The organism is Cytophaga sp., from assembly GCF_051961495.1.
In the GTDB taxonomy this organism is placed as follows: Bacteria; Bacteroidota; Bacteroidia; order Cytophagales; family Cytophagaceae; genus Cytophaga.
Genome location: NZ_JBQCDF010000132.1, coordinates 1 through 26,415, shown reverse-complemented (window position 1 = coordinate 26,415; position 26,415 = coordinate 1). Strand labels below are relative to the sequence as shown.

The following is a 26,415-nucleotide window of genomic DNA, read 5'->3' as shown; positions in this document are numbered from 1 at the left end:
ATGGCTTCTTTACAAACATCGCACCGAACGCGTATTGTGAAAGAAGCAGCCAGGCTCGCAGGCTTTGATTACTGTGGTATTTCGGCTACGCAATTTTTAGAAGAAGAAGCTCCCCGGCTCGAATCATGGCTGAAACGTAACCAGCATGGCACCATGCAATGGATGGAAAATTATTTCGACAAACGTCTCGATCCGCGCAAACTGGTTGATGGCGCCCGTTCTGTTGTTTCGGTCTTATTGAATTATACACCTGAAGACTCTTCGCTTTCGGCAGGAGAAGCTAAAATTTCCCGCTACGCATACGGCAAAGATTACCATTATGTGCTGAAAGATAAATTCAAGATCATGCTCGCCTACATTACCGAACACATTGGTGAAGTGCACGGCCGTGCATTTGTAGACTCTGCACCTGTGATGGATAAGGTGTGGGCACAAAAAAGCGGACTGGGCTGGATGGGCAAGCACAGTAATATTTTAACAAAAGATGCGGGCAGTTATTTTTTTATCGGTGAATTGATCCTGGATATAGAACTGGATACCGATGGCCCGATCAAGGACTATTGCGGTACATGCACGCGGTGCATTGATGCCTGTCCGACAAATGCAATTACCGAACCTTATCAGGTTAATGGCAGCAAGTGTATCTCCTATCTGACGATTGAACTAAAAGAGCAGATACCAATGGAATTTAAAGATCAGATGCAGGGATGGGCATTTGGCTGTGACATTTGTCAGGAAGTTTGTCCCTGGAACCGTTTTGCAAAGCCTATAAATAAAAATGAGTTCTCCCCTTCGGAAGAACTCAAAAAATACTTTGAAATGCCTTTAAAAGAAATCACTAAAGATGTTTTCAATGTCCTTTTTAAAGACTCTGCCATAAAACGAACTAAATTTGAAGGTCTCTCCAGGAATCTGACATTCCTAAAAAAAGACGTTTAAGCGAAACAGCGTTTTAAAACCGGTGCATATGTTTGGCCAAAATGCTCATAACACCAGTGTTTTAGCTCCTGAACTTCTTCAATAATCAGCTCACTTAAATGTTTCAATAATTCTTTCTCAAATAGCTGCTGGTCAAAGCTTACCTTTTCAAGAATAAATTTTGTGTAATCTAACATGTGCTCTATACGTTGTTTTGGTTGAAAACTTCAATTACTAACGCAAATATTACATGAAAGGTTACCGGAAGAAATCCATTTGTCGTGTATTTTTCTCATTTTTGTAATTAAACCACTTAAAAAACCCATTAATTGAATTCAGTAGTATTATATAGAGCAATTATTGCATTTTTTATATGTATAGTTTTGAATTTTTCTTCAAATAGTCAAACTATTTCTTTTAAATGTAATAAGATCGTATTACATAAAAATGAATTTTTCAGTATATCTATTACATTTTCAAAAGACGCGAAAAAAGAATACAAAGGGTATAAAACCTATAATTTTCCGGATATAGCCGACATGGTAAAATCCCATACCTATTTTGATGGAAAAGAAGACGGAGAAAAGAATTTTGTCATCACACAATGGTATGAACCTTTAAAGGCAGGCCCGCTTTATATTCCTGCAATTTCTGTACTGGCAAAAGGCAAAACATATACAAATCCCGCTTTTAGCATAAATATTCTGAATACCCTTGCTGAACAGCCCGTGGAGCCGCCAGCAGAAGCATGGATCGGAAAAGCAAAACTGCAGGCAGAAATACCCGAGATCCAATGGCATGTTACAGCAAGCGAGCAGGAAGTATACCCTACACAGCCCATCCACATTACAGGTTATATACTTGTACCTTTCAATAACAGTATTCCTTTTACGTTTGTCAACAGCAATGAGCAAAAAGAATACATCAAGAAGAAACTTAAGAATAACAACTGCCTGATCCAGGATAAATCGTTTGCTCCGGAGTTTAAAAAAGATACTGTTATTGTTGGACAGGAAAAATTTCTGAAACTGATTGTTGTTGATCAGTTTATATTCCCGCAGAAAGCCATAGACATCACTCTTCCGGAAACAGAGTGGTATATTTACATGTATAAAAAAGGTGCGCATGATGAAGGCATCGCACGTACGCCGGAGAAGCTTGTATTAAAAGATAAGAGTATTCATATTAAAGTGAAAAGCCTGCCTAACCAGGGCGTAGACCGCATTGTACCGGTGGGTGTTTTTCACAGCAAAGATTTTCTGGAAGAAAAACGGATTCGCAACGGACAGGCAACTTACTTAACCATTATTCTGGAAGGCAATGCCGATCCCGCTTCTATTGGCAAGTTTGAATTTACCTCTTCCGACATGGAGCTCATGAGCGAACAGATTGTTTCGCAAAAAACAATAGATGCCGGCGGGCAATGGAGGATCCGCAAAGAATTTAAATTTCAGATTAATCCGTTGCGCAGCGGCCAGTATCAAATGAGTGATGCCTTCAGATATGTTTATTTCAATTCAAATAAAAATGTATTCGATACACTTTATCCAAAATCTTCTTTGAATGTTTATGGCGAACGCGTTAGTGAAAGCAATGCCATGCTTACGAACGATGAGTTTTACAACCGTTATACCAGCCAGACAAACAACAAGCTATTCCTCACCAAGAACAATGATCTATTCAATCACTTGGCGAACCTGATTATTTTAGTTATGTTAGCAGTTACCGCAATCCTTGTTATTAAAAAATGAGCAATACATACGGCACAATATTTCGCATTACCACCTTTGGAGAATCTCACGGTAATGCTGTTGGAGTTATAGTGGATGGTTGTCCGCCGAATATAGAAATTGATGAAACATTCATTCAATCAGAGATGGCCCGCAGAAAACCGGGACAGTCCAAGATTGTTACACAACGCCAGGAAGACGATGTGATCGAAATTCTTTCAGGCGTATTTGAAGGAAAATCAACAGGCACACCTATCGCTATGATGGTGCGCAATGCCGACCAGCGCAGTAAAGACTATTCACACATTGCAGACCGTTTCCGTCCGTCGCATGCAGATTATACTTACCACGAAAAATATGGCACGCGTGATTACCGCGGTGGCGGCAGAAGCTCTGCCAGAGAAACACTGGCGCGTGTTGCTGCAGGTGCTTTGGCGAAAATGATTTTAGCGAAAGCAAATATTAAAATCCAGGCATACGTGTCGCAGGTAGGACCATTAAAACTTACAACGGATTAGAAAGACCTGAATATAGCACATGCAGAAACCAACATCATCCGTTGTCCGGATGATGCCATGGCTGAAAAAATGATTGAGTTTATTGATCAGACCCGTTTGAACAGAGATACTGTTGGCGGCGTGGTGAGCTGTGTGATCGAAGGCTCACCAGCAGGTTTAGGTGAACCGGTATTTGACAAGCTGCATGCAGAACTTGGCAAGGCGATGTTAAGCATCAATGCTGTAAAAGGTTTCGAATACGGCAGCGGTTTTGATGGCGTAGCACAATTCGGTTCGCAACACAACGATAAATTCTATACCGACGCAAACGGCAAGGTACGCACGGAAACCAACCATTCAGGCGGTATACAGGGCGGTATCAGCAACGGAGAAGATATCTATTTCAGGGTGGCATTTAAACCGGTTGCCACCATCATGATTGACCAGGAAAGCATTAACGATAAAGGTGAAACAGTTACCGTGAGCGGTAAAGGCAGACACGATCCATGTGTGGTGCCACGTGCAGTACCTATCGTTGAAGCAATGGCAGCCATCGTAATGGTTGATTTTTATTTAAGAAACAAAGCCATACGTTTTGACTGAAACAAAAAATAAAAAAATTCCCCTGCATATACTGATACTGGCAGGAATGGTAATCGGTATTGCCTGGAGCATCGCTGCAAGTAATATCAACGGCGGTGCGGCATGGACAACCGCTTACATAAAACCATTCGGAACAGTCTTTATCAAACTTCTTCAAATGCTTGCAATCCCGCTGATCATTACATCGATCATCAGCGGGATTGCCGGTTTAAGAGATATTAATAAACTCGGACGTATCGGCGGACGCACATTGATGCTCTTCACTGTTACCTGCCTTGCCTCCACCATTCTGGGTGTATCGCTTGCTTCTATTGTTAAACCCGGTGCAGCCATCCCTGAACAAACGAAAACAGAATTGATACAATCCTATCAGGAAAAAACATCGGGGCTGATAGAAAAAGCGCAAGACAATACCGGCACTGCCATGGACATGATCACAGAAATGGTACCGAATAATATTTTTTATGCCATGAGTAATAACGGACTCATGTTGCAGGTTGTAATCTTTGCCATCCTCTTCGGTATTGCATTAACAAAAGTGAGTGATTCCAAATCCGGAATTGTTATTCAGCTGATCGACGGATTGAATGAAACGTTCATGCAGCTGGTGATGCTGGTGATGATCATTGCGCCGATAGGAGTCTTTGCATTGATCGCGTCGATCAGTTTTGATACCAATGTGTTTTTATCGCTGCTTTATTATATGCTTACGGTGATCGCTGGTTTAGCTGTTATCCTCTTCATTTTATATCCGCTCATCATAAAACTGTTTTCAACGATTACCTATAAAAAGTTTTTCAAGACCATGCAGCCGGTTTTTCTAATGGCTTTTTCCACCAGTTCCAGCGCTGCGACCTTACCCGTTACTATGGATAAGGTTTCAAACGGATTTAATATCAAAAAAGAAATTTCAGATTTTGTTCTTTCATTGGGTACAACCATCAACATGGATGGAACAGCCCTTTACCAAAGCATCGCTGCGGTATTCATTGCACAGGCAACAGGCATGGAGCTGACTACCGGGCAACTGGTGATCATTGCATTAACTGCAACCCTTTCTGCTGTGGGTGCTGCCGGTATACCAGGCGCAGGGATGATCACGCTCATTATTGTGCTGGACGCGGTTGAAATACCAATTGAAGCTATTGCGCTGATCATGGCGCCGGATCGTTTGCTGGATATGTTCCGAACGGTCATCAATGTCGCCGGTGACGCCTGTGGTGCGATAGCAGTTTCAGGGATGGAGAAGTCAGTAAACAGTAACGAGAAAAGGTGCTAGTTGCTAGATGAAATAAGTACAGAGTACTTAGTACGAAAACGTCTGGGATAGAAATTCTCAAATTTCATCGTTATCCGCTTCGCAAAAAACTTTGCATTTCTTTCAAAAAAATTGCTTCCTTACAGTTAGTTCAGGCACTAAATATAAACAGGGTACAGAGTACTAAGTACTCTGTACCCTGTAATCTATACTCTGTACATCTTTTTAAGATTCGGCAGGAAGCCTGCAACAAGCCCCAACAAAGGAAGTACAGAAGCGATCCGGAATGCGAAGTCAATGGATGTTTTATCGGCTACATACCCAAGAATCGCAGAACCGATTCCACCCATGCCAAAAGCAAGGCCAAAGAACAAGCCTGACACCATTCCGATTTTCCCTGGCATTAATTCCTGTGCATATACCAGTATCACTGAGAACGCTGAAGACAGGATCAATCCAACCAGCACGCACAACACGCCCGACCAGAACAAATTGGCATGGGGCAACAACAAGGCAAACGGAGCTGTGCCTAAAATTGAAAACCAGATCACATGCTTCCTGTTGAAACGATCGCTGATTGGGCCGCCCAGAAACGTGCCAACCGCCATGGATACAAGAAAGATAAACAGATAAAATTGTGATTGTTCTACCGTTAAGTCAAAGGTACTTTTCAGATAAAAGGTATAGTAACTGGTGATGCTGGATACATATACAAATTTTGAAAAGATCAATACAATTAAAATTGCCAATGCCCCGATCACTTTGTTTCTTGACAGGTTGTGTGTATCTGAGGCAACAGCTTTCTTCGTGCTCCGGCTTGATAAATAATTTTTATACCAGATCGATACCCGTGATTGAATTATAATTGCGGCAATAGCAAAAACTGTTAAATAAATGATTCCACGTTGTCCTTCAGGCACGATCAGCCAGGCAACAATCAATGGTGCAATAGCACTGCCTGTATTGCCGCCAATCTGGAAGATCGACTGTGCAAGCCCTCTTTTCTTTGATCCGCCGGATGCCATGTAAGCCACTCGTGACGATTCCGGATGCAGTACCGCTGAACCAATGCCGACGATGCATACCGATACAAGAATCAGATAAAAATTGGCTGCATAGGCAAGGCAAATAATACCCACAAGCGTAAAGCACATGCCTAGCGGAAGTGAATAAGGTTTTGGTTTCACATCGGTATATAAACCAATAATGGGCTGAAGAAAAGAAGCCGTTAGATTAAGCACAAATGTAATCAGACCTATTTCTGTATAGGATAAATTCAATGTCTTTTTAAAGACCGGATACATCATTGGAATAGCTTGTTGAATCAGGTCATTCAATAAATGCGCTGCACTGATCGCAAAAAGAATCGGATATACGGTTGTCTGGATGGTCTGGCTTACCTGCCGTTCTGCTACTTCATTTTCATTTTTCATAACGTATTTAATTTAATCTTTATTCATCCTATCATCTGATGATTTGCTGGAAATTTTTTTAATCCAATCCAAGGATTTGATTCATATAATCCGCTGCTTTTTTAGGGTTTCTATCTGCAATAGCTTCACAGAGTTTCTCATGCAGCGCTTGTGATCGCATATAAGCCTTGGTATCCGGGTATTCCTTCTGAAAGTAATCACTGATCACTTTGGCAAACGTTTTAAACAGATCCATCAGCACCATATTTTTTGAAGCTTCTGCAATGACCACGTGAAAGGCAATATCTGCTTCCAGACACTCCTGCTGCAGCTGACTTTCAATGGCTTTTTTCCGTTGATTCAGAAATGCACGCATCTGCTTTACTTCTTTCTCTGTCCGGTTTTCAGCAGCCTTCTGTACCATAGTGATTTCCAGCATATGTCGTACTTCATTCAGTTCTTTGGTATTTGCCCTGCGCAACCGCTGGTGCAATGGTTCTGTAACGACCGAAGCGTCGGCTACAAAAGTTCCTTTTCCCTGCTGTACGCTCACCAAACCAGCATTTGCCAGAATCCGGACTGATTCTCTTATAGTCGAACGACCAACACCAAAACGTTCCATTAACTCCGGTTCTGTAGGAATCTTATCACCCTTTTTATACTCTCCCGAAGAAATAAGCTGCTGCAATTTAACAGCCACCTGATCTGCCAACTTTATAACTTCTATTTTTTCGGAAGGATAATTCATAATATCATCTGATGAATTCAAATGTAGACGATTCATCGCTCCATTCCAAATTATTTCCTTCAATTTCTTGAATCTTTCCGGACAAATGGGTTATTGCATTGAATTCGCAAAATTTAACATTCCTTTGTATCTTTACAGAACCTCTTTGACAAAAGAGGTGTTTACCACACGTAAAGAATTAAATCTCATGGAAAATAAAAAAATAGCTGTAGAAATCTATACAGAAGCTACACCCAACCCAAATACATTAAAATTTATTACAGATAAAACGTTGGTAGAAGAAGGTAGTGTCGATTTCCCGTCACCATCTTCAGCAGAATCTTGTCCGCTTGTACTTGACCTGTTCCGTTTTAATTTTGTAAAACGTGTATTCATGGCCGCCAACTTTGTTACCGTAACAAAGTCTGAGAGCATTGAATGGCAGGAAGTAAGTGCAATGATTAAATCTGTGATCAAAGGTTATATTGAAGAAGGTAAACCTTTATTCAAGGAAATGCCTAAGGCAGTTTCCAGCACTGCTCCGGTAGAAGGTGAACCGGAAGTGATCACAAAAATAAAAGTTGTCCTGGATGAATATATTCGTCCGGCTGTTGAACAGGACGGCGGTGCCATAAACTTTGAATCATTCAACGATGGTGTTGTAAAAGTTCAGCTACAAGGCTCTTGCAGCGGCTGCCCTTCTTCAACAGTTACATTAAAATCTGGTATTGAAAATTTGTTAAAGCGCATGGTGCCTGAAGTAACAGAAGTTGTTGCAGAAGGTGTTTAAAATAGTTGCCAGGTTCTAGTTCCAGACAAAACCATTTTTGCAGACAGAGAAGTTAACAAAAATGCATTTACATAAATAAAAAAAGTCCTGCCAATGGCAGGACTTTTTTTATTGTGATGAGCCTCTTTTTTTATACTTCTTCTATATAGCTTTTTGGTAAGGCAATGATAGAACCTGTTTTCTTATCGAAATAAAGAGCACCTGTTCGCTTTTGCGGATCAGCAGGCTTGGAAATGGTTGTATCAGGCTTAACAACTTTTTTAGTACTATCATCCGCCAGCACTAACAGATATGAAGATGTACTATAAGACCCCGTAGTATTCTTTGTATCAGACTTGATCGTGTCTGATTTAATTTTTGTTTTTGTTGAATCTGTTGGCGTATCTGTAAAAAAAGCATACAAATCTGTTTTTTTCAAAGAACCGGTCTTAAGTGTATCCGGTTTAGGTGCTGAGGGCTTTTTTACCGGTGTTACTTTTTTCGTGCTGTCATCATCTGCTGATGTGAGTATTATTCCTGCAGCATGAACAGAACCTGTTAATTTTGTCTTAATGGTGTCTTTAATAACCTGTGGTTTTACTGTAGTATCTTTTTGTGCAAACGTGATAAAAGATACTGCTGCCATTGCAATTGAAGTGAATACTATTTTTTTCATAAACATATAAATAAGTTGATTTGCATAATTCAATTATCATAAACGTGCCAGATTTTTAATATTCTAAAAATCAATATCTTGTTGTTTCGCTAAAATTGTTAATTGTAGAATAATTCCACAACTGTTGTAGAATACTTCTACAGCGCGCCTCTCCGTACATAATATAATCTCATCAAACTGCATTATAATGCTTAACTTATAACATGGAATGGAGGGAAAATCAAGTACAAATCAAACTTACTTTACTTGTTGTTATTGGCATACTAGGCATTATCACTATTTGCATTTTTACAAACAAAGCATTTCAATCTCTGCGCGCTACCGTAAACGAATTTCATTATCCGGATCAAAAAATAAGGACATTAAATAGTCTTCTGGATCAAACCAATAATTCTGACCAGTATTTGCGATTGTATGCAATCACTAAAAAATCTGCTTATTTAAAAAAGTATGATGAGTCACTTGACAGCATAAACAAACTGTTTGCCTCATATAGAAAATATACAAAAGCTGATTCCTTTAAAAACAATCAGATTGACACCATACAGATGTGGTGGAACAATAAAGTAAAGGATAATAAAACATTATTAAAGCTTAACAGTGATAAACCAGATATTCTGGTTATCGGAAAACTACTGGACTATTCAAAAGACACAACGATTTTCTCTACACAGATCAACAATGAAAAAACAATCCGGGATTCGCTCGTGATTGTTAAAAAAATTCCTTTTAACCAGGAACAAAAGACCGGAATGCTGCATAAAGTTAAAAAGCTGTTTGAAAAAAAAAGATGATGAATTCGTTTTGGATTCTTCAGCGATGGACATTCAACTGTTTTCTTACACTTACAAAAAACAGGACACAACCATTACAGATACGCTCGTCAAAATAGATCCATACAATAAAGCCGTCACAACCAGCGTAAAGAATGTACTGCAGGAGCGTTTAGTATACGATACAATCATCAATCTTAAACGCCTTTCAATCATCGAAAAAGATTTTATTATCAGGAACCGCATTGACAAACAAATTAAAATCATTCAGAAACAGGAACAGGCCGATGCTGAAAATAATATTGCAGAAATTCAGAATATCAGTACGAAGGCAATTAACAAAATCTTTATTGTTTTCCTTATCATCTTATTAGCCTGCTTGTGCTTATACGGACTGCTTGTATTGGATACATACAGGATCAAACGTTACGAACAAAGCCTGATCAGAGAAAAACAGAATTACCGGGACCTGGCTGATAACCGGTCTGAATTCCTGTCTATGATGGCACACGAATTACGAACTCCGTTACAGTCAATCATTGGCTTTTCTGATCTGCTGCACAACCCAAAGAACAAAGCGGCAAACAAATCCCCGCACTATAGCGAAATCATAAAAAAATCTTCTTCACATCTTCTTCAAACGATCAACCTGTTATTAGACCGAAGTAAAATTGATGCTGGAAAAATTGAGCTGGAACATATTCCCTTTAACCTATCCGAATGTCTTTATGAAGTATTTGAAAGCCTCAGTATACAGGCGAGCGAAAAACCTTTTTTATACACGATTGATTCAGACATTCCTGTTCATTTAATAGTCAATGGAGATTCATTCAGGCTGAAACAGGTATTGTATAATTTATTAAGCAACGCTATAAAATTTACCAACCAGGGAAAAGTATCGCTCACCTGCAGGTTGATCCAGGATCAGGAAGATTCTGTACGCGCGAATTTTAAAATCGCCGATACCGGAATAGGAATACCGAAAGAAAAAATCAAAAAACTATTCGAAAAGTATGAACAGCTTGACAAGTCAACTGTCCGGCTATTCGGCGGTACAGGTCTGGGCCTTGTCATTACAAAAAAAATTCTTGAACTCTTTCATTCTTATTTGACTGTACAAAGCAATGAAAATACAGGCACTACATTTTTATTTAACCTAACCTTTGAAAAAAGTAAGGCTGTACCTCCCATTTCACCGCCAGAGCTGATACACACCCATGCTACTCTATTAATCATTGATGATGATAATTATAGTTTGTTGTATGCCTACCAACTGATACATGAATCTTTTGAATCCGTATACATTGCAAGCTCAATTGCTGATGGATTACAAATTATTGAAAACAACACACCTGATATTATTTTATGCGACCTGCATGTAAATAATATACTGGGAACAACTCTACTCGACTACATAGAAGAGAAAACAAAAATAATTTTTACAAGCGCGGACCACGATTATCTGAATAAACTAAAAAAACAAAACTTCCACATTCTACCCAAACCTTTTACCGGTGAAGACTTGATAAATGCTTTAAACAGTCTTAAAGTTTCTGTGCAATTAAAGAATTATACATCAATACCAGACATCATCCACATAAAATCTTTGCTTGAAAAAATTACACTGCTTGAACAAGCCCTTAAGGAAAACGATATTCAATCCATTTTATATTATCTGCACCAATTGAAAACCACGCTGGGGTATCTGAATCATTGGGAAGAAATTAAACTCATACAAAAAGAAGAATCTGCCTATGCCCTGTACATGAAGGCAGACGCTTTTAAACAATCCATTGCCTTAATACTTCCGGGATTAAAAGATCGCTATTCCAGGTGATAATTTTTTAATTTATTATACAGAGTTTTCCGATCAATATTCAAAAGACGTGCAGCTTCACTTTTGTTATTCCCGGTTTGTTTCAACGCTTTTATAATTGATTCCTTTTCCTGTTGCTCCTGCAATAATTTAAGATCAATCGTATTTGTTCTTTCAATATCCGGTTGCATGATCTCTGCAGGCAATGCATCAGATTCAATCATGTCTCCCCTGGTTAATAATACAGCCCTCCGGATTATATTTTTCAATTCCCGGATGTTGCCGGGAAATGAGTAGCCTGTTAAGATTTTCTCAACCTCAGAACCAATTCCTTTAACCTTCTTATTAAATTCCTGGTTCGATTTGCTGATAAAGTGTTTGATCAATTCCTGTAAATCTTCCGTACGCGCCCTCAATGCGGGGATGTGGATTTTAAATTCATTCAAGCGGTGATAGAGGTCTTCCCTGAATTTTTCTTTTTGAACAGATGCAATAATTTCTTCATTTGTAGCAGCAAGCAGCCGTATATCTAAAGCGATTTCTTTATTTGCACCAACCCGCTTTACTTTTTTTTCCTGCAGAACCCGAAGAAGTTTAACCTGATTTTCATAGGTCAGGTTTCCTAATTCATCCAGAAACAAAGTGCCGCCATTAGCGGTTTCAAGTAAACCGGCTTTATCCGCAACCGCGCCTGTAAAAGCACCTTTTACATGTCCGAAAAATTCACTTGGAAACAATTCTTCGGAAATAGAGCCGCAATCAACCGCAACAAAGGCTGCATGTTTGCGATCGCTTTTGCTGTGAATGTACTTGGCCAGTTCTTCTTTACCCGTGCCGCTTTCACCCGTGATCAACACAGAGAGCATCGTCGGACCAACAAGTGCTGCATGCTCAAGAACAGATGCGAATTGAGCATTTTTTCCTTTTACAAAATTTTCAGTTTGAACTTCAGCCTTTTTTTCCTGAACAGAACTTTTAAGTAAACTCAGTAATTCTTCGGGATTGATTGGCTTTGTGAGATAATCTTTGGCTCCGGATTTAATAGCTGCGACGGCAGATCGAACGTCATCATAAAAAGTCATCATGATCACAACAATCTGAGGATATGCTTTTTTTATCTGCTGAAGAATATCAATGCCATTACTATCCGGCAAACGCAGATCCAGCAAAACGTATTTTATCGGATGATCAGAAAGCAGTTCTATGCCCTGTTTGCCTCTTTCAGCGGCGTATACCTCGAAATTTTTTTTCTGTAGGAATTTTTCTAGAATTGACCGTAGGGCAAAGTCATCTTCTATGATCAGTATTTTTTCCAAAACTCAAACTTGCGTCAACACTATTGTTCTCTATACAATATATTGAAATTTGAAGAGAAATACCAGCTAATATTTTATGATTTGCAGCGTATTTTAGAAGGCGTATTCTGATAAATTCTCAGCAACTTCATCTAAAATCTGTAAAGTATCTTCATACGAACCTGCTTCTACCAGGCGCTGACGATATGGTTTAAAGTTCTGTATTCCTCTGAAATAATTGGTGTAATGCATGCGCATTTCAAAAATTCCTTCTTTAGGTCCTTTCCATTCGACTGAAAAAGCCAGGTGTTTTTTACAAACCTCTACACGTTCACGAATAGTCGGCGGATTAAGTTTTTCGCCTGTAGCAAAAAAATGTTTTACTTCTTTAAAGATCCACGGGTAGCCGATGGCTGCGCGGCCAATCATGATGCCATCTACTCCGAATCTGTTTTTGTATTCCAACGCCTTTTCAGGTGAGTCTATATCACCATTACCAAAGATTGGTATATGAATATCCTGGTGTTCTTTCACTTTTGCGATCCAGGTCCAATCTGCTTCGCCTTTATACATTTGCTGGCGGGTACGGCCGTGTATGGTTAAAGCTTTAATACCAACATCCTGCAGACGTTGCGCTATTTCAACAATTTTAATGGAATCATGGTCCCAACCCAGGCGGGTTTTAACTGTAACCGGAAGCGTGCATCGTTTAACGATCTCTTCGGTCATTTTTACCATTTTAGGGATATCCAGCAAGGCACCTGAGCCGGCCCCTTTACAGGCTACCTTTTTAACCGGGCACCCGAAGTTAATATCCACCAGTTCAGGCCCGGCAGCCTCAGCGATCGCAGCTGCATCACACATCACATCAATCTTGTCACCAAAAATCTGGATCCCCATAGGACGTTCATAATCAAAGATATCAAGCTTATGAACACTTTTGGCAGCATCCCGTATCAAACCTTCAGCAGCTATAAATTCGGTATACATCATATCGGCCCCCTGCTGCTTACAAAGCGCCCGGAACGGAGGATCACTTACATCTTCCATCGGAGCCAACAACAAAGGAAATTCACCTATTTCGATATCACCTATTTTTACCACCTTGCTATCTGATATTTTTCCATAAATTTACATCTTTATTGCTAAGAAAACTATTTGATGTAAGGGGAATGCAGGCTATTCAATTATTCGGATCAGTATTAAGGTTATTTGCATATTTTGTATTGGCACAAGGTATTACCCTCTTCTTTTTACAAATACTCAGCAGGCATCCCATAGAGACCTATACAAACATTGAGCTGCTGCAAGGCACACCAGACCTGCTTCAGCCATTTATGATCAGTGATATGATCGGCAAAATTGTGGGATTTGTCATTCTTCCGATCCTGTATTTATTCATTTCAAAACAACCGGATGCGAATCCGTTCAAACAGGATCCGCGGATTCCTTTTACCGGCATCAGTGTGGTTTTAGGTGTTGCCTCATTAATACTGATGCTGCCGGGCATTACCGTAATTGCGGAAATCAATAAAGACATACATCTGCCCCAGGCTTTAACACACATTGAGGATTCCATCCGCGAAACAGAAGCTCTGGCGGAAGCGTTAACCATGCTGTTTGTAAACATTCATACACTGCCGGAAATTCTGCTGAGCATCCTGGCGCTGGCTGTAGTGCCAGCCATTGGCGAAGAAATTATCTTCAGAGGATTTTTCCAACGCGAACTGATTCAGCAAACAAAAAACATACACCTTTCCGTCTGGATCGCTGCGGCAGTCTTCAGTTTTATTCATTTTCAGTTCCTGGGCTTCTTTCCGAGAATGCTGTTAGGGGCTTTACTTGGCTATATGTATGTATGGTCGGGTTCACTGCTTGTACCAATCCTGATGCATTTTACAAACAATGCATTAACACTGATCTTATTGATTGCGTATAAAAACAATGTCATCAGCTTTAACCCTGAAGCCAGCGACCAGATCCCCTACATATTGGTGCTGATTTCATTCCTGGCTTCTGCCGCAATTGCGTACAACAGAAAAAAAACATTCGACAGTTATACTGTCTTCAGATAGTAAATCATACACATGAATAATTTAGTACAACGTACGATAACAGGCGTTTTAGGAGCAGCATTCATGCTGACGGCCATCTGGTTCAGTTTTTATAGTTTTGCAGCTGTTTTCTTTTTAGTAACCATTCTCAGCACCTACGAATACCACCAGCTGCTCACGAAAACCGGCATCCCGAACAATGCACTTGCGGGAATCACAGGCAGCATAGTCGTATACGTACTTTTTGTACTGCAGGCATTGAACTTCGATTCAGGAGCAATATTGATCGCGGTGCCTTGCCTTCTTTTTATGATCTACATGCTGATTGAGCTGTTTTCAACAAATGATCAGCCTATTACACGCGTAACCTATACCATCGCCGGAATTTTGTATATAGCGGTTCCGTTTGGTTTATTAACGTTGATTCCATGGGACCATAATCCTTCTGGATGCTACAATTGGAAACCTATAAAACCCGTTTATGCGTTTGAACTTATATTCGCACTGCTGTTTTTAATCTGGGCCAATGACGTAGGCGCTTATTTTGTCGGAAAATCACTGGGAAGGCATAAACTATTTGAACGCATATCTCCTAAAAAAACCTGGGAAGGATCGCTTGGCGGTTTAGGTACCGCTATGATTTTCGCCTATCTGCTGTACTGTTACTTCGGTATTTTCAGTATCCCCGCATGGATGGGCTTATGTGTAATTGTTGTGATATCAGGCAGTTTGGGTGATTTGGTGGAATCCATGATCAAAAGAACTTTACAGGTAAAGGATTCCGGAACACTTTTGCCTGGCCATGGAGGTTTCCTAGACCGTTTTGATGCCCTTATTTTCGCTATCCCCTTTGTATACCTGTACTTAACACTAATAAAATAATTTCATAATTGATTTTACCCCTGGAATTACTTTCCATGCATACAGATAGTTTTGTTTTATTATATTTGCATTTGGTTTAAACTCTTAAAATTAACATGACCATTCACAAAGAAGGATATAGATCTTTATTTTACGTATTAGCATTTTTATTCATTTTGAATTTTCTTGTTTATTAATTTTTTCCTGAAGCTCTCATCCTTCAAAGAATAATACTGACTATTTCAATTCTATTGTTTTTAATCGTTTTGCAATTCTTCCGTAATCCAGGCAGAACAATAGAAATTAATGATAAACAAATTCTGGCTCCGGCAGACGGCAAAGTGGTTGTTATTGAAGAAGTGGTGGAAACAGAATATTTCAATGAAAAAAGAAGACAGATTTCTATCTTCATGTCACCGTTCAATGTACACAGTAATAGAAACCCTGTTTCAGGAATTGTAAAATTCTTCAAATATCATCCGGGAAAATTTCTGGTAGCATGGCACCCGAAATCCAGTACGGAGAATGAACGTACAACAACTGTTATTGAAACAAAAAACAACCAGCAGATATTAATGCGCCAGATCGCCGGCGCATTGGCACGCAGAATTGTTTGGTATATTGATGAGAAATCTCAGGTTACACAAGGTGAAGAATTCGGATTCATTAAATTTGGTTCGCGCGTAGATATATTCCTGCCACTGGATGCTGCTGTAAAAGTAAATCTGAACCAGATGACAGTGGGAGGAAAAACTGTAATAGCTGAATTTTATTCATAAGCAAGACTTTTCACCTTTATTCGAAAAAAGAAAAAAAAATTTAGGAAGACACTATAAAATTTCTTTTTCGATTTATAGATTTGATAAAAATTAAGAATCGCAGCACATATGAAAACAACTCTAGATGCTCTACAAAATGAAACTTTAACCGAAGAGAAAATTTCGTTAACGGAATTATTATCGGGTATTGAAGGTATTGCATTACATGATGTATTGGCCAAAGCAAAAGGCTCAATCAAAGACGAAGACGAAGACTTCGACGACGAGGATGAAGAAGAAGATGATGAGGATGATTTTGATAATGACTTTGATGACGATGACTTCAATGAAGATGAAATTGAAGACTGGGATAAAATAGAAGAGATCGATCCTGAAGATTTGGAAGACGAAGAAGAGGAAGAAGATTTCGATGACGAAGATTTCGACGATGAAGATGATGATGGCGGTTGGGATGACAACTTCTAATCAACTCTTAACTTAAGATAACTACTAAAAATGTCGGGTTGAAACCTGACATTTTTTTTTTATACTTGTAACATTATTAATTCTTCAACCAGCAGAAAAAGAAAGAATAATGATTGAACAAACGATATTGTCAGAACTGGAAGAAGCATCAGCTGTATTAACACGTTTTATTGCACAACAAAAAAAACACAATACAATCGCTGAAGCTGCTAACCTGATTTCTTCGAGCTTAAAGCAAGGCGGGAAAGTTATTTCCTGCGGCAATGGTGGTTCAGCGTGTGATGCGATGCATTTCGCAGAAGAACTGACCGGCCGTTACAGAGAAAACAGAAAAGCCCTTCCGGCAATAGCGATCAGTGATTCAAGCCACATGTCATGCGTAGCAAACGACTATGGCTACAAATATGTTTTTTCCCGTTACCTGGAAGCACTTGGCAACAAAGGTGATGTTTTGCTTGCGATCAGCACTTCAGGTAATTCTGAAAACGTTTTAGAAGCTGTTAAAGAAGCGAAAAACAAAGGGATGTTTGTAGTAGCCTTAACCGGCAAGGACGGCGGGAAGTTATTACCGTTGGCAGATGTTTGCGTCAACGTAGAGCATACGGGCTTTGCAGACCGTGTTCAGGAAGTTCATATCAAAATCATTCACATTTTAATTCTGCTGATTGAGCAATCCATGCTCTAAAATCAGCTATGCTCGCAAAAACTTTTGGAAGCGCCGTACATGGCGTCAATGCGTTTACTGTTACCATTGAAACAGTAGTAAATCAAGGAAATAAATTTTACATGGTTGGCCTGCCCGACAGCGCCATCAAGGAAAGTGAACAACGGGTCGACGCCGCACTTAAAAATTTTGGCTATTTTATGCCCCGGCAAAAAGTAGTCGTCAATTTAGCGCCTGCCGATATCAAGAAAGAAGGTTCTGCCTATGACCTTCCCATTGCGCTGGGCATCCTGGCAGCATCTGAACAAATGGATGGCGAACGCCTGGGTCAATACATGATCATGGGCGAACTTTCGCTCGATGGAGAGATCAAACCTATTAAAGGTGTACTGCCCATCGCAATTGAAGCCCGCAAACAAGGCTTCAAGGGATTTATCCTGCCGAAAGAAAATGAGCAGGAAGCTGCCATTGTAAACAACCTTGATATCATTGGCGTTTCGAATATCCAGGAAGCCATTGACTTTTTTGAAAACCGATTACACATCGAACCACTGACTATTGATACACGCAGTCAGTTCTTCCAGCAGGTTGCTGTTTATGAAGCAGATTTTGCGCATGTACAGGGACAGGAAAATATTAAGCGTGCGCTGGAAATAGCAGCTGCCGGCGGCCACAATGTGATCATGATCGGTCCGCCGGGTGCCGGAAAAACTATGCTTGCCAAAAGACTTTCTTCTATCCTGCCGCCGCTTACGTTACACGAAGCACTTGAAACTACAAAGATTCATTCGGTAGCAGGAAAGCTGGGATCTAAAACTTCTCTGATCACACGCAGGCCTTTTCGCGCTCCGCATCATACGATCAGCGATGTAGCCCTGGTTGGAGGCGGCAGCTATCCGCAGCCTGGTGAAATTTCTTTGGCGCATAACGGTGTTTTATTTCTGGATGAACTTCCGGAATTTAAACGCACGGTACTTGAAGTCATGCGCCAGCCGCTGGAAGAACGCACCGTTACCATCAGCCGTGCGAAGATTGCCATTGATTTCCCTGCCAACTTCATGTTGATCGCCAGCATGAACCCTTGTCCGTGCGGGTACTACAACCACCCGGAGAAAGAATGTGTTTGTGCGCCAGGCATTGTACAGCGTTACTTAAATAAAATAAGCGGACCATTGCTGGACCGCATAGACTTACATGTGGAAGTAACACCTGTGAAGTTTGATGAAATGGTTGCCAACGCTCGCACTGAAACAAGCGAACAGATTCGCGAGCGGGTTATTAAAGCCCGCACCATACAAAGTGAACGCTTCAGCAAATTCGACGATGTACATTGCAATGCCATGATGCCTTCCCAGATGGTAAAAGATATCTGCAATGTAGGTAGCGCCGGCAATGCCCTGCTTAAAACTGCGATGGAACGTTTAGGTTTATCAGCACGCGCGTACGACCGTATTTTAAAAGTATCCAGAACGATTGCTGACTTACAGGATTCTGAACATATACTGACTGAACATCTGGCAGAAGCCATTCAGTACCGAAGCTTAGATAGAGAAAATTGGGCGGGATAAGTACAGAGTATTAAGTACTAAGTACAGAGCACAAAGACACCAAATTGAAACAATAATTCTTCTGCTCTTTAAAATAAAAAAGGTATATGCGATCGTGCATATACCTTTTTATTGTTTTTTACTCTGTACTTAGTACTTAATACTCCGTACTTCCTACTGTTTAATCAGCTTTCTCAACTCCACATTGCCGTCCTGCTCAACACGAAGTAAATAAATACCCTGCGGCAGGTTATTACCTATCACGGCTGCATCTTTAAATACATTATTTGAAATTGCCACGCCGGCAGCTGTGTAGATCGTAACAGTAAATTCAGAACCCTGTAATTCGATCTTGCAATTGTCTGCAGTCGGGTTAGGGTATATGTGCAGATTATCTGCTAATGCAGATTGTGTTGCGGTTGTTGTGCATTGTGAAATGTTTGTCTTAGGTGTAATACCTGAAGTACCGCCGGCGCACACATTACAAACATCAAGTGCCGCGGTGCCGTGAGGTACGCCCATACAATCCAGACAGCTGCTTTCTGTTTGTCCGCAACCGCAGTTACCCGGAGCAAATTTGTTTGCATCATCCGGACATACGTCACCAGCTACTGCCACATAACCCACCGCCTGGTTACAGGCCTGTATGGTAATATCCGCATCACCTTTGCCATCACCATCTGCATCTGAATACCAGGTTGAAGGTAATGTAACCGTAACCACAACTGCTGTAGATGTGGCCATACAGCCAGGTAAGTTTGTTACTTCAACCGTATAGGAACCGCCTGTTGTTGCTGTATAAGTCATATTGGTAGCACCACTGATTGCGCTGGCCCCAACCATCCATTTATATGACATTCCCTGATTGGCTGTCAATACTACACTCCCGCCCTGACAAAATATTACAGGACCTGCCGGAGTTACAGCAGCAGCTGGCTGGGAAACAGTAACCTGTACGCCTGCCGAAGTAGCACTGCATCCCGATGCTGATACCGTTACTGTATACAAACCACCATTCGTTACTGCATATGATGCATTTGTTGCACCGGTAATAATTGCTCCACCCTTATTCCATTGATAGGTAAATCCTGAACCTGCAGGTGCATTCAGTATGGCACTTTGCCCCGCACATAACGCAACCGGACCAGCTGGCGATATTACTACCGGCATCATGGAGGCTATTGGAAGTGGAGTAACCGCGGATGTTGCCTTGCAACCGGCTGCATTGGTGATTTCAACCGAGTATGAGTAACCTCCTGTTCCTATGTATGTAGAATTGGTAGCACCGCTGATCGGACTCCCGTTGGTCATCCATTGATAAGATGTACCTGCACTCGCTGTCAATAAAAAAGCCTGGCAGAATGCCGAGGATGGCGACACCGTAATTGTAGCTGTTGGCAAGGCATTCGCGGTAATTGTTGTGCCAGCAGACGTCGCTTTACAACCTCCGGCATTTGTTACTTCAACCGTATAAACGCCGGCAGTACTCGCTGTATAAGCTGCATTCGTTGCGCCACTGATCGCATTGCCACCGACCATCCATTTATATGCTGTGCCTGAACTCGCTGTTAATACTACATTTCCGCCCTGACAGAATGTAGTTGAACCACCTGCCGTGATTGCCGCAGTTGCACTGCCAACAGTGACTGCTATCGCCGGAGAAGTCGTCGTACAAGAGCCTGTTGCTGTAACAGCAACCGTATACGAGCCGGTTGTTGTTGCTGTATAGAATGAGCTTGTTGCACCGGTAATCAGTGTTGTTCCATTATACCATTTGTATGTATAGCCTTTCGCTGTATTTGCTTTCAGCACTACACTCCCCCCAGTACAGAAGGTAGTTGCACCTGCCGCTATTAATTGTGCAGTGTTTGTCGGTGATGTAACTTCATCCAAGGTTGTAACCTTTGCATGGTTGTATACCAGTGACAGTTGAGCAGCTGAGTTCTGTTGTGTTACCAGATCGCTCCACGACATAAAGTAAGCCCATTTTGCATCACTGGTAAAGCAGGCATCCGGGTCAGGAATCGGACCATTCTCTGTCATGGCCAGGATTTTTTGGCCATTCACGATCGCATACAACTGGTCAAATATCAATTTCTGTGTACCGTAATTATATGCGCCGGGATACGAGTCATAACCTAAAATATCTACCTTCGAATTCCCCGGATACCAGCTGGCCTCCGGCGTTGACCATTCCCAGATCAGGTTGTGTATGCTGTGATAATTCACAAGTCTGTCGTATACAATATCGTACAACGAAAGCGCTGCTGCCGATCCTTTTGCTCCCCACCAGAACCAGGCACCGCCGGCTTCATGTAAAGGACGCCACAACACAGGCACACCAGCTGCCTGCAATCGCTTTAATTGTGTAGCAATAGAATCAATATCACGAATGATTGCTGTATACTCTGCTGTTCCTGAAGTAACAGCCTTTGTAACGTAAAACGTTGTAGAGTTACTGTAAAAAGTATTTGTTCCTGCTTGTCCGCCAAACGGAGAGTGCCAGTGCCAGTGAAAAGCAACAATTCCTTTCTGGCAAGTGCTGTTATACCAGTCAATGGCAGTCTGCGTGGTGCCGTCATCTTCCCAACCGAAAGTATGACTATTTGTTGCATTGTTCCATAAATATGCATAGCCGACTGTATAATGCTGAAAATCGAAGGCTCTTACAACTGGCTTCTTCGCAGCATTGGGAGAAACCGTATTATAGAAATCAGAGGTCTGTCCTGAAATTATTGTTTGTCCGTAAGACGATTTTAAATAATTATATAACGCAACCGTCTCTGCATTTGCATGCCCATCAATAGGTGTTGCTGCTACAGTCGTATAATCATGTGGTGCTACGGTATATAAAGTAATCTTATCGAAATCAGTATAACCCCAGTTTTTATAAATACCGATTGTATTGACTCCTGCTTTTAAGGTCAGACTTCCGGCAGTCAGATCTGCATAACCGGTTGTAACAGGAAAATTCAAGGAAGACACAAATGTACCGTTAACATAGATATCCTGGTCTTTTGCGGTGCTATATGGGTTATTATAACGGATCACCAGTTTGTAATTTCCTGCCGATGGCACTGTCACTGGAATGGTGAGATTGTCTCCTGTGGCAGTCATGTTCGTGACATACCCGCTGCCGGAGTAACCGGCGTTTGCAGTTCCAATAGTGAGACCACCAGCACGTGTACCCGTTTCAGCCTCTACTGAGGTTACTAATGTTTGCGCAAAAGCATTAAGGGTTAGCAGAAAAATAAAAATGAAAAAAAATGTTTTTTTACTTAATGCATGAGGTAGAAAGATCATCATAAACAATTTAAATTTATTATAGTACTAATATAATAATAAATTGAATATTATTTATAATTAACAAATTCAAATTATTGTAAATCTGGCATTTACATAAAAATTTAATCCAAAATGTCGCAAATTGAATCTAAACACGGTTTAGTCTGTTTTAACGAGGTATGTTAAAAGAAATATAATATGCCCTGAATGTAGAATTTTGGCATGATTATTAACATAATTCTCAATATATCGTATATTTGAATAGATATGAAGAAGTTATTATTGTTGGTTTTATTTGTAGCGGGTATCGGTTTTGCATCCAATGCACAATCAGATACGGATACTTTATTCTATCTGTCACCCAATCCGGTTGAAACAGATGCGGTGAGTTGTCATGTCAATTACCCTCAGAAAGACATCAGAGGTATTCGTATTTTTGATATTATCGGTAAAGAAGTGGCTTATATAGACCTTACAGGAAAAACCGGCTTAATGGTCTTTCCGATTGATGTGAGTACGCTACGTCCCGGAATTTATTTCTGCAACTTATACAGCAGCAAAGGAATCATTGAATCAAGAAAAATAATCAAGAAATAAATTTCATTCTGGAGTTTATCAATTAAAAATCCCTTCCGAAATATATCGGAAGGGATTTTTAATTTGTGCTTGTTTATAAATTAATTATACTGCTGTTTGATCTTCTTTTTATTCAAGGCAAAATCCCGTGAAATGGTAAAGCCAATTTTAAACTCACCCTTGCCCCAGGAAGAACGGGTATTAGCGATATATGTATTTTCAATAATACCCGCATTGTTAGTAAAAAACATCTGGAATACATGTCCGCCGGTCTCAATCTCCACGCCAAGCCCTATAGGCGCATAGAATGAATTCGAAGGTGTTAAATAATTTGAGAATGTATAGTAATAATCGGCCAGTACAGAAAACCGTTTTGTTATTTTAAATCTGCCGCCCACACCCAGCGAAAATACATCATTGTTATCATTTGGGTTTGCAACATAATTGCGGTGGAGTAACAATGGCATCAGCTGCAGTGATAAACGCTCATTGAACTTACGTGCAATCAAGGCTTCATATACATAAGAGAATCTGTTGGCAAATACATCGTACGCGGCATCATTGATCTGAGGAGTCACTGCCATGTCTGCAAAGAGTGTCACAGACACCGGTATGGAATTATCGGTTGTCTGCTGCAGTAATCGGTATTTCAAGAAGAAATCCAGGTTCTCCATTACTTTGCTTCTTCCGAATCCTGCTGTTAAACGATCTGTAATACCGTATTCAAAACCAAAGCGTATATCAGATGCGTTGTCAAAACCATACAATGTATGTATGCCGCCTGAGTTACCCCCTACATCACCGAAATGATGGGAGATTCTAAAATCCAGTACGCCTTTACGAACCGTTTCTATAGAATGCGCATTCACAATACGCGTAGCCTTGAACGTAGCTATTACTTTAGACGGCTTGGCATCTGCCAGCAAAAAGCTATCCAGATCAGTTTGTGCGATTGAAATTCCCGGGAGGACAAAAAATAAAATGCCTGTAAGAATATTATATTTATTTTTTAACATATGGGGTACAATCTGCTTGAATACTTACTTTGATATTTTGAGCGATATTGGAAATCTTATCATTCGGTATATGAATTTTATGTTCAGCTACCGGTACAACAAAGTTACTCGTCAGGCCAATACTCCCCTGCTTAACGATTAATGTACCGGAAATAATTCTGCTCACAGTTACACCATGTAAAGTCAATGTACCGGTTACGGTTACCGGATAAGTGCCCGGCACACTATAATTAATTTTTTCAATGATCTTGCCGGAGAATTGTGCTGTCGGATATTTCGCACTCTCCATATAATTTTCATTAAAATGTTCCTGCATCAAACCGTTTTTAAATTCAAATGTTGTAATGGTAACCTTCGCGAGCACTTCATTTGTTGCAGTATTCAGCACTACACCTCCGGATTTAGAGACCGCTTCGATATTTTCCAGCCGCGCTGCTGAGAAAAAAGAAATGCTTGCAGTTTGTGTTGTGTAGACCTGAGCACCTGCTTCTTTTATAACAAGCGCCAGAACAAACATGAATAAGAATGTGCGAATGAATTTCATATAGTGGAAGATTAATTTTCAGGAGCACCAACAAGCACCCAATCCTGAATCACCTGGATCAATGAATCAGGTAAAGGATCACGGTTGTAAGGCATACCCGGACTTTCGATGTGCTTAAGCCGGGCAATAAGTATTGTATAATTTGTATTGACATTGCTTGGTGTAAGCGCTTCATGCTGCAACTGGGCAAAGTCTGTAAACACAGGCGAACCGGGGCGATCCGGATTGGTAGCTGTATCAGCATGACAGGTGTAACAATGAGTAACCAGAATGGGCTTTACATCCAGCTTATAGCTTACGTCTTTTTTAACCGGTACAGGTTCAGTGCCTTTATTATAAGAACAAGCTGTTACAAATAACAGCAACGTTGACACAAGAAAAAATACATGCCGGATTGTTTTGTCTGTCATGGATGTGATTGGGATCGTTTTTGAAACATATCATTGAGGACATAAATTACAAAAATCCAATTAATTCTTTAACGAATAAACTGATCTTTATCTGCTCCTGCGATACCGACAACTACGATTAAAATTAATGTGATTATAAATAAGACCATATCGTGTGTTAATACACTTCCCCGGGGAAAAGTAAATGGGCAATTTATAATACATACGCTTTTAAGCGGTGAATCGGATTTTATAAAAAGTTCAATACATTACTTTGAAAATGCGGTGAAATAAAAATTCGCTGGCAAATGAATCTAAAGGGATATCTATTTATGTGAAACAACAGATTGAATTTCATATAAACTTATGAAATTCAATGAACAAAAAAATAAATTATATATTACCAAGCACATGGATCATTTCGAGGGTTGGCTGCGGACTGCCACCCATTTTTTCAAGTGTAACAGCAAATGCCTGCGCTTGCTGAACCGGAAGTAATTTCTGCATTTCACCGGATGGGACCATATTGAATACACCGGCATCAACCGGTGTTCCGTTATCAAGCGCCCACAGCTGATACTGCATACCTTCCGGAGGTTCAGGTAAACTCTTGATATCAATGAATACTTCTTTTGTTTGCTTGTTCCAGTATACAATAGCTATAGATGATGGAGAAATCGACAATCCTTTTAGTGTAACACGTGCTGTTGATGTATCGGTAATAAATGTGAAATAATTTGTTTTCTCTTCAATGACATGTTTATTCGAATCCAATTTAAAATTCGCATTCTGGGCAAAAACCTGATTTTCTTCGCGCAAAGAAATTAATGCATCTTCCGTGTTTTTCCATTTTGCATAGAAATAAATAGAAAGCACTGTTGAAATAACTGCGACAGTAATGGATGCAGCTACAAGCCAGTTCATTAATTTTGCCGTTTCAAATGTTCTGGTTTTAACAGGTACTGAAGCCTTGACCGAAGCACGTTTTTCAATTTCTGAAAAAAGATGTGTTTTAATTAATGGCGCAGGTTCTACTGCATGTTTTTGTGCATAGTCTTCAAGCGTACGCTGAATATTATCCAGCTCTTCTCTGATCTCCGGATATTGTTTTGCGTTCAACTCTACTTCTGCTGCTTCCGCATGATCCAAAGCACCGAGAATGTATAATTCTAAAACGCCTGACGATATGTATGCTTTACTTTCCAATGTATCAGAATAGTTTTTTTAATGATTGCATAGCCGCGCGTACCCGCGTCTTTACCGTTCCCAAAGGCATTTCCAATTGTTCTGAAATTTCAGATTGGGAATAACCCTGGAAATACATGAGATCAATTAACAGCTTTTGTTCAGCCGGTAACTGATCAACAAGATCTTTAATACCAATAAACTCCGGTTTATTGGCTTCTGAATACTGCATGTCAGATATAGATACGTTCTCCGTTACATCATCGGTTTTCAGCTTCGCCTTAAATTCCTTCGAACGAAGTTTATCCAATGCAAGATTTCTTCCGATGTTTAACATCCAGGTGAACAATCTGCCTTTGGATGAATCATATGCATCAATCTTATCCCAGATTTTCAGAAAACAATCATTGAGAAGCTCCTGCGCAAAATCCTCCGTTTGCACAATTTTCAGAATAATACCATACACCGCTGCGGAATAATTGTCATACAAATATTCAAACGCCTTTACGTCTTTAGCATGTAAACGCTGTACAAGCTCCTGCTCCGGTATGATAACGTTTTTTTTGATAATCGGTG

General features: G+C 40.3%; 24 protein-coding genes and 2 pseudogenes. 14 read left to right on the top strand and 12 right to left on the bottom strand.

Annotated features, from left to right (window positions below):
- Entirely contained in the window at positions 1-939 is a 939-nt protein-coding gene (queG, locus tag ACTHJT_RS06465; protein ID WP_440237182.1) for a tRNA epoxyqueuosine(34) reductase QueG, read from the top strand.
- On the opposite strand, the gene ACTHJT_RS06460 is transcribed toward queG, so the two are convergent.
- On the bottom strand, positions 936-1,115 hold the full coding sequence (locus ACTHJT_RS06460) for a hypothetical protein (protein WP_440237181.1): 180 nt from the start codon (positions 1,113-1,115) through the stop codon (positions 936-938). The genes queG and ACTHJT_RS06460 overlap by 4 nt on opposite strands.
- Before the next feature lie 186 nt (positions 1,116-1,301).
- On the opposite strand from ACTHJT_RS06460, the gene ACTHJT_RS06455 reads away from it, so the two are divergent.
- The 3 genes and pseudogenes from ACTHJT_RS06455 to ACTHJT_RS06445 all read left to right on the top strand — a co-directional run bounded on the left by ACTHJT_RS06455 (position 1,302) and on the right by ACTHJT_RS06445 (position 5,027).
- A complete protein-coding gene (locus tag ACTHJT_RS06455; RefSeq protein ID WP_440237180.1) occupies positions 1,302-2,669 on the top strand; it encodes a hypothetical protein in 1,368 nt (455 codons plus the stop codon).
- Positions 2,666-3,748 (top strand): annotated as a pseudogene (gene aroC, locus ACTHJT_RS06450) (chorismate synthase). The gene ACTHJT_RS06455 and the pseudogene aroC overlap by 4 nt, the downstream one beginning before the upstream one ends.
- A complete protein-coding gene (locus ACTHJT_RS06445; protein WP_440237179.1) occupies positions 3,741-5,027 on the top strand; it encodes a dicarboxylate/amino acid:cation symporter in 1,287 nt (428 codons plus the stop codon). The pseudogene aroC and the gene ACTHJT_RS06445 overlap by 8 nt, the downstream one beginning before the upstream one ends.
- A gap of 185 nt (positions 5,028-5,212) precedes the next feature.
- Here ACTHJT_RS06445 and ACTHJT_RS06440 read toward each other — a convergent pair whose 3' ends face one another.
- Entirely contained in the window at positions 5,213-6,439 is a 1,227-nt protein-coding gene (locus tag ACTHJT_RS06440; protein WP_440237178.1) for an MFS transporter, read from the bottom strand.
- Between the two features lie 58 nt (positions 6,440-6,497).
- Positions 6,498-7,166: a FadR/GntR family transcriptional regulator gene (locus ACTHJT_RS06435; RefSeq protein WP_440237177.1), complete on the bottom strand. Its 669-nt coding sequence runs from the start codon at positions 7,164-7,166 to the stop codon at positions 6,498-6,500.
- Between the two features lie 187 nt (positions 7,167-7,353).
- Here ACTHJT_RS06435 and ACTHJT_RS06430 point away from each other — a divergent pair, with 187 nt between their 5' ends.
- The gene (locus ACTHJT_RS06430; RefSeq protein ID WP_440237176.1) at positions 7,354-7,935 is read left to right on the top strand and encodes a NifU family protein; all 582 of its coding nucleotides are present in this window, start codon (positions 7,354-7,356) and stop codon (positions 7,933-7,935) included.
- A gap of 130 nt (positions 7,936-8,065) precedes the next feature.
- On the opposite strand, the gene ACTHJT_RS06425 is transcribed toward ACTHJT_RS06430, so the two are convergent.
- Positions 8,066-8,590 (bottom strand): hypothetical protein, encoded by a 525-nt coding sequence (locus ACTHJT_RS06425; protein ID WP_440237175.1) that lies wholly within the window; start codon positions 8,588-8,590, stop codon positions 8,066-8,068.
- 203 nt (positions 8,591-8,793) lie between these two features.
- Here ACTHJT_RS06425 and ACTHJT_RS06420 point away from each other — a divergent pair, with 203 nt between their 5' ends.
- A complete protein-coding gene (locus ACTHJT_RS06420; protein WP_440237174.1) occupies positions 8,794-9,384 on the top strand; it encodes a CHASE3 domain-containing protein in 591 nt (196 codons plus the stop codon).
- Positions 9,368-11,200 carry an ATP-binding response regulator gene (locus ACTHJT_RS06415; protein ID WP_440237173.1) on the top strand — a complete coding sequence of 611 codons (1,833 nt, stop codon included), beginning with the start codon at positions 9,368-9,370 and terminating at the stop codon, positions 11,198-11,200. Before ACTHJT_RS06420 ends, ACTHJT_RS06415 begins: the two co-directional genes overlap by 17 nt.
- On the opposite strand, the gene ACTHJT_RS06410 is transcribed toward ACTHJT_RS06415, so the two are convergent.
- Together ACTHJT_RS06410 and dusB are read right to left on the bottom strand one after the other, a co-directional pair.
- Entirely contained in the window at positions 11,188-12,495 is a 1,308-nt protein-coding gene (locus tag ACTHJT_RS06410) for a sigma-54-dependent transcriptional regulator (RefSeq protein WP_440237172.1), read from the bottom strand. The genes ACTHJT_RS06415 and ACTHJT_RS06410 overlap by 13 nt on opposite strands.
- Before the next feature lie 93 nt (positions 12,496-12,588).
- A complete protein-coding gene (dusB, locus tag ACTHJT_RS06405) occupies positions 12,589-13,578 on the bottom strand; it encodes a tRNA dihydrouridine synthase DusB (RefSeq protein ID WP_440237171.1) in 990 nt (329 codons plus the stop codon).
- A gap of 68 nt (positions 13,579-13,646) precedes the next feature.
- On the opposite strand from dusB, the gene ACTHJT_RS06400 reads away from it, so the two are divergent.
- From ACTHJT_RS06400 to ACTHJT_RS06375, 6 genes and pseudogenes are all read left to right on the top strand, one after another.
- On the top strand, positions 13,647-14,549 hold the full coding sequence (locus tag ACTHJT_RS06400) for a lysostaphin resistance A-like protein (protein WP_440237170.1): 903 nt from the start codon (positions 13,647-13,649) through the stop codon (positions 14,547-14,549).
- Positions 14,550-14,561: 12 nt separating this feature from the next.
- On the top strand, positions 14,562-15,410 hold the full coding sequence (locus ACTHJT_RS06395; RefSeq protein ID WP_440237169.1) for a phosphatidate cytidylyltransferase: 849 nt from the start codon (positions 14,562-14,564) through the stop codon (positions 15,408-15,410).
- A 95-nt stretch (positions 15,411-15,505) separates the two neighbouring features.
- Positions 15,506-16,168: pseudogene (locus ACTHJT_RS06390) on the top strand (phosphatidylserine decarboxylase family protein).
- 108 nt (positions 16,169-16,276) lie between these two features.
- Positions 16,277-16,633 (top strand): hypothetical protein, encoded by a 357-nt coding sequence (locus ACTHJT_RS06385; RefSeq protein ID WP_440237168.1) that lies wholly within the window; start codon positions 16,277-16,279, stop codon positions 16,631-16,633.
- Positions 16,634-16,742: 109 nt separating this feature from the next.
- Positions 16,743-17,318 carry a D-sedoheptulose 7-phosphate isomerase gene (gene lpcA / locus ACTHJT_RS06380; protein ID WP_440237167.1) on the top strand — a complete coding sequence of 192 codons (576 nt, stop codon included), beginning with the start codon at positions 16,743-16,745 and terminating at the stop codon, positions 17,316-17,318.
- An 8-nt stretch (positions 17,319-17,326) separates the two neighbouring features.
- Positions 17,327-18,865, top strand: coding sequence for a YifB family Mg chelatase-like AAA ATPase (locus ACTHJT_RS06375; protein WP_440237166.1), 1,539 nt, complete (start codon positions 17,327-17,329; stop codon positions 18,863-18,865).
- 153 nt (positions 18,866-19,018) lie between these two features.
- Here the strand turns inward: ACTHJT_RS06375 and ACTHJT_RS06370 are convergent, their stop codons facing one another.
- Positions 19,019-22,150, bottom strand: a complete 3,132-nt coding sequence (locus ACTHJT_RS06370; protein WP_440237165.1) for a glycosyl hydrolase — start codon at positions 22,148-22,150, stop codon at positions 19,019-19,021.
- Positions 22,151-22,396: 246 nt separating this feature from the next.
- On the opposite strand from ACTHJT_RS06370, the gene ACTHJT_RS06365 reads away from it, so the two are divergent.
- On the top strand, positions 22,397-22,726 hold the full coding sequence (locus ACTHJT_RS06365) for a T9SS type A sorting domain-containing protein (RefSeq protein WP_440237164.1): 330 nt from the start codon (positions 22,397-22,399) through the stop codon (positions 22,724-22,726).
- A gap of 80 nt (positions 22,727-22,806) precedes the next feature.
- On the opposite strand, the gene ACTHJT_RS06360 is transcribed toward ACTHJT_RS06365, so the two are convergent.
- The 5 genes from ACTHJT_RS06360 to ACTHJT_RS06340 form a co-directional block, all read right to left on the bottom strand.
- The gene (locus tag ACTHJT_RS06360; protein WP_440237163.1) at positions 22,807-23,721 is read right to left on the bottom strand and encodes a DUF5777 family beta-barrel protein; all 915 of its coding nucleotides are present in this window, start codon (positions 23,719-23,721) and stop codon (positions 22,807-22,809) included.
- Positions 23,708-24,265, bottom strand: a complete 558-nt coding sequence (locus ACTHJT_RS06355) for a YceI family protein (protein WP_440237162.1) — start codon at positions 24,263-24,265, stop codon at positions 23,708-23,710. The genes ACTHJT_RS06360 and ACTHJT_RS06355 overlap by 14 nt, the downstream gene beginning before the upstream one ends.
- 11 nt (positions 24,266-24,276) lie before the next feature.
- The gene (locus ACTHJT_RS06350; protein ID WP_440237161.1) at positions 24,277-24,675 is read right to left on the bottom strand and encodes a hypothetical protein; all 399 of its coding nucleotides are present in this window, start codon (positions 24,673-24,675) and stop codon (positions 24,277-24,279) included.
- Positions 24,676-25,047: 372 nt separating this feature from the next.
- Positions 25,048-25,860 (bottom strand): anti-sigma factor, encoded by an 813-nt coding sequence (locus tag ACTHJT_RS06345; protein WP_440237160.1) that lies wholly within the window; start codon positions 25,858-25,860, stop codon positions 25,048-25,050.
- A gap of 4 nt (positions 25,861-25,864) precedes the next feature.
- Positions 25,865-26,415: RNA polymerase sigma factor (locus ACTHJT_RS06340; protein ID WP_440237159.1), on the bottom strand; the 551-nt coding region annotated here is incomplete at its 5' end.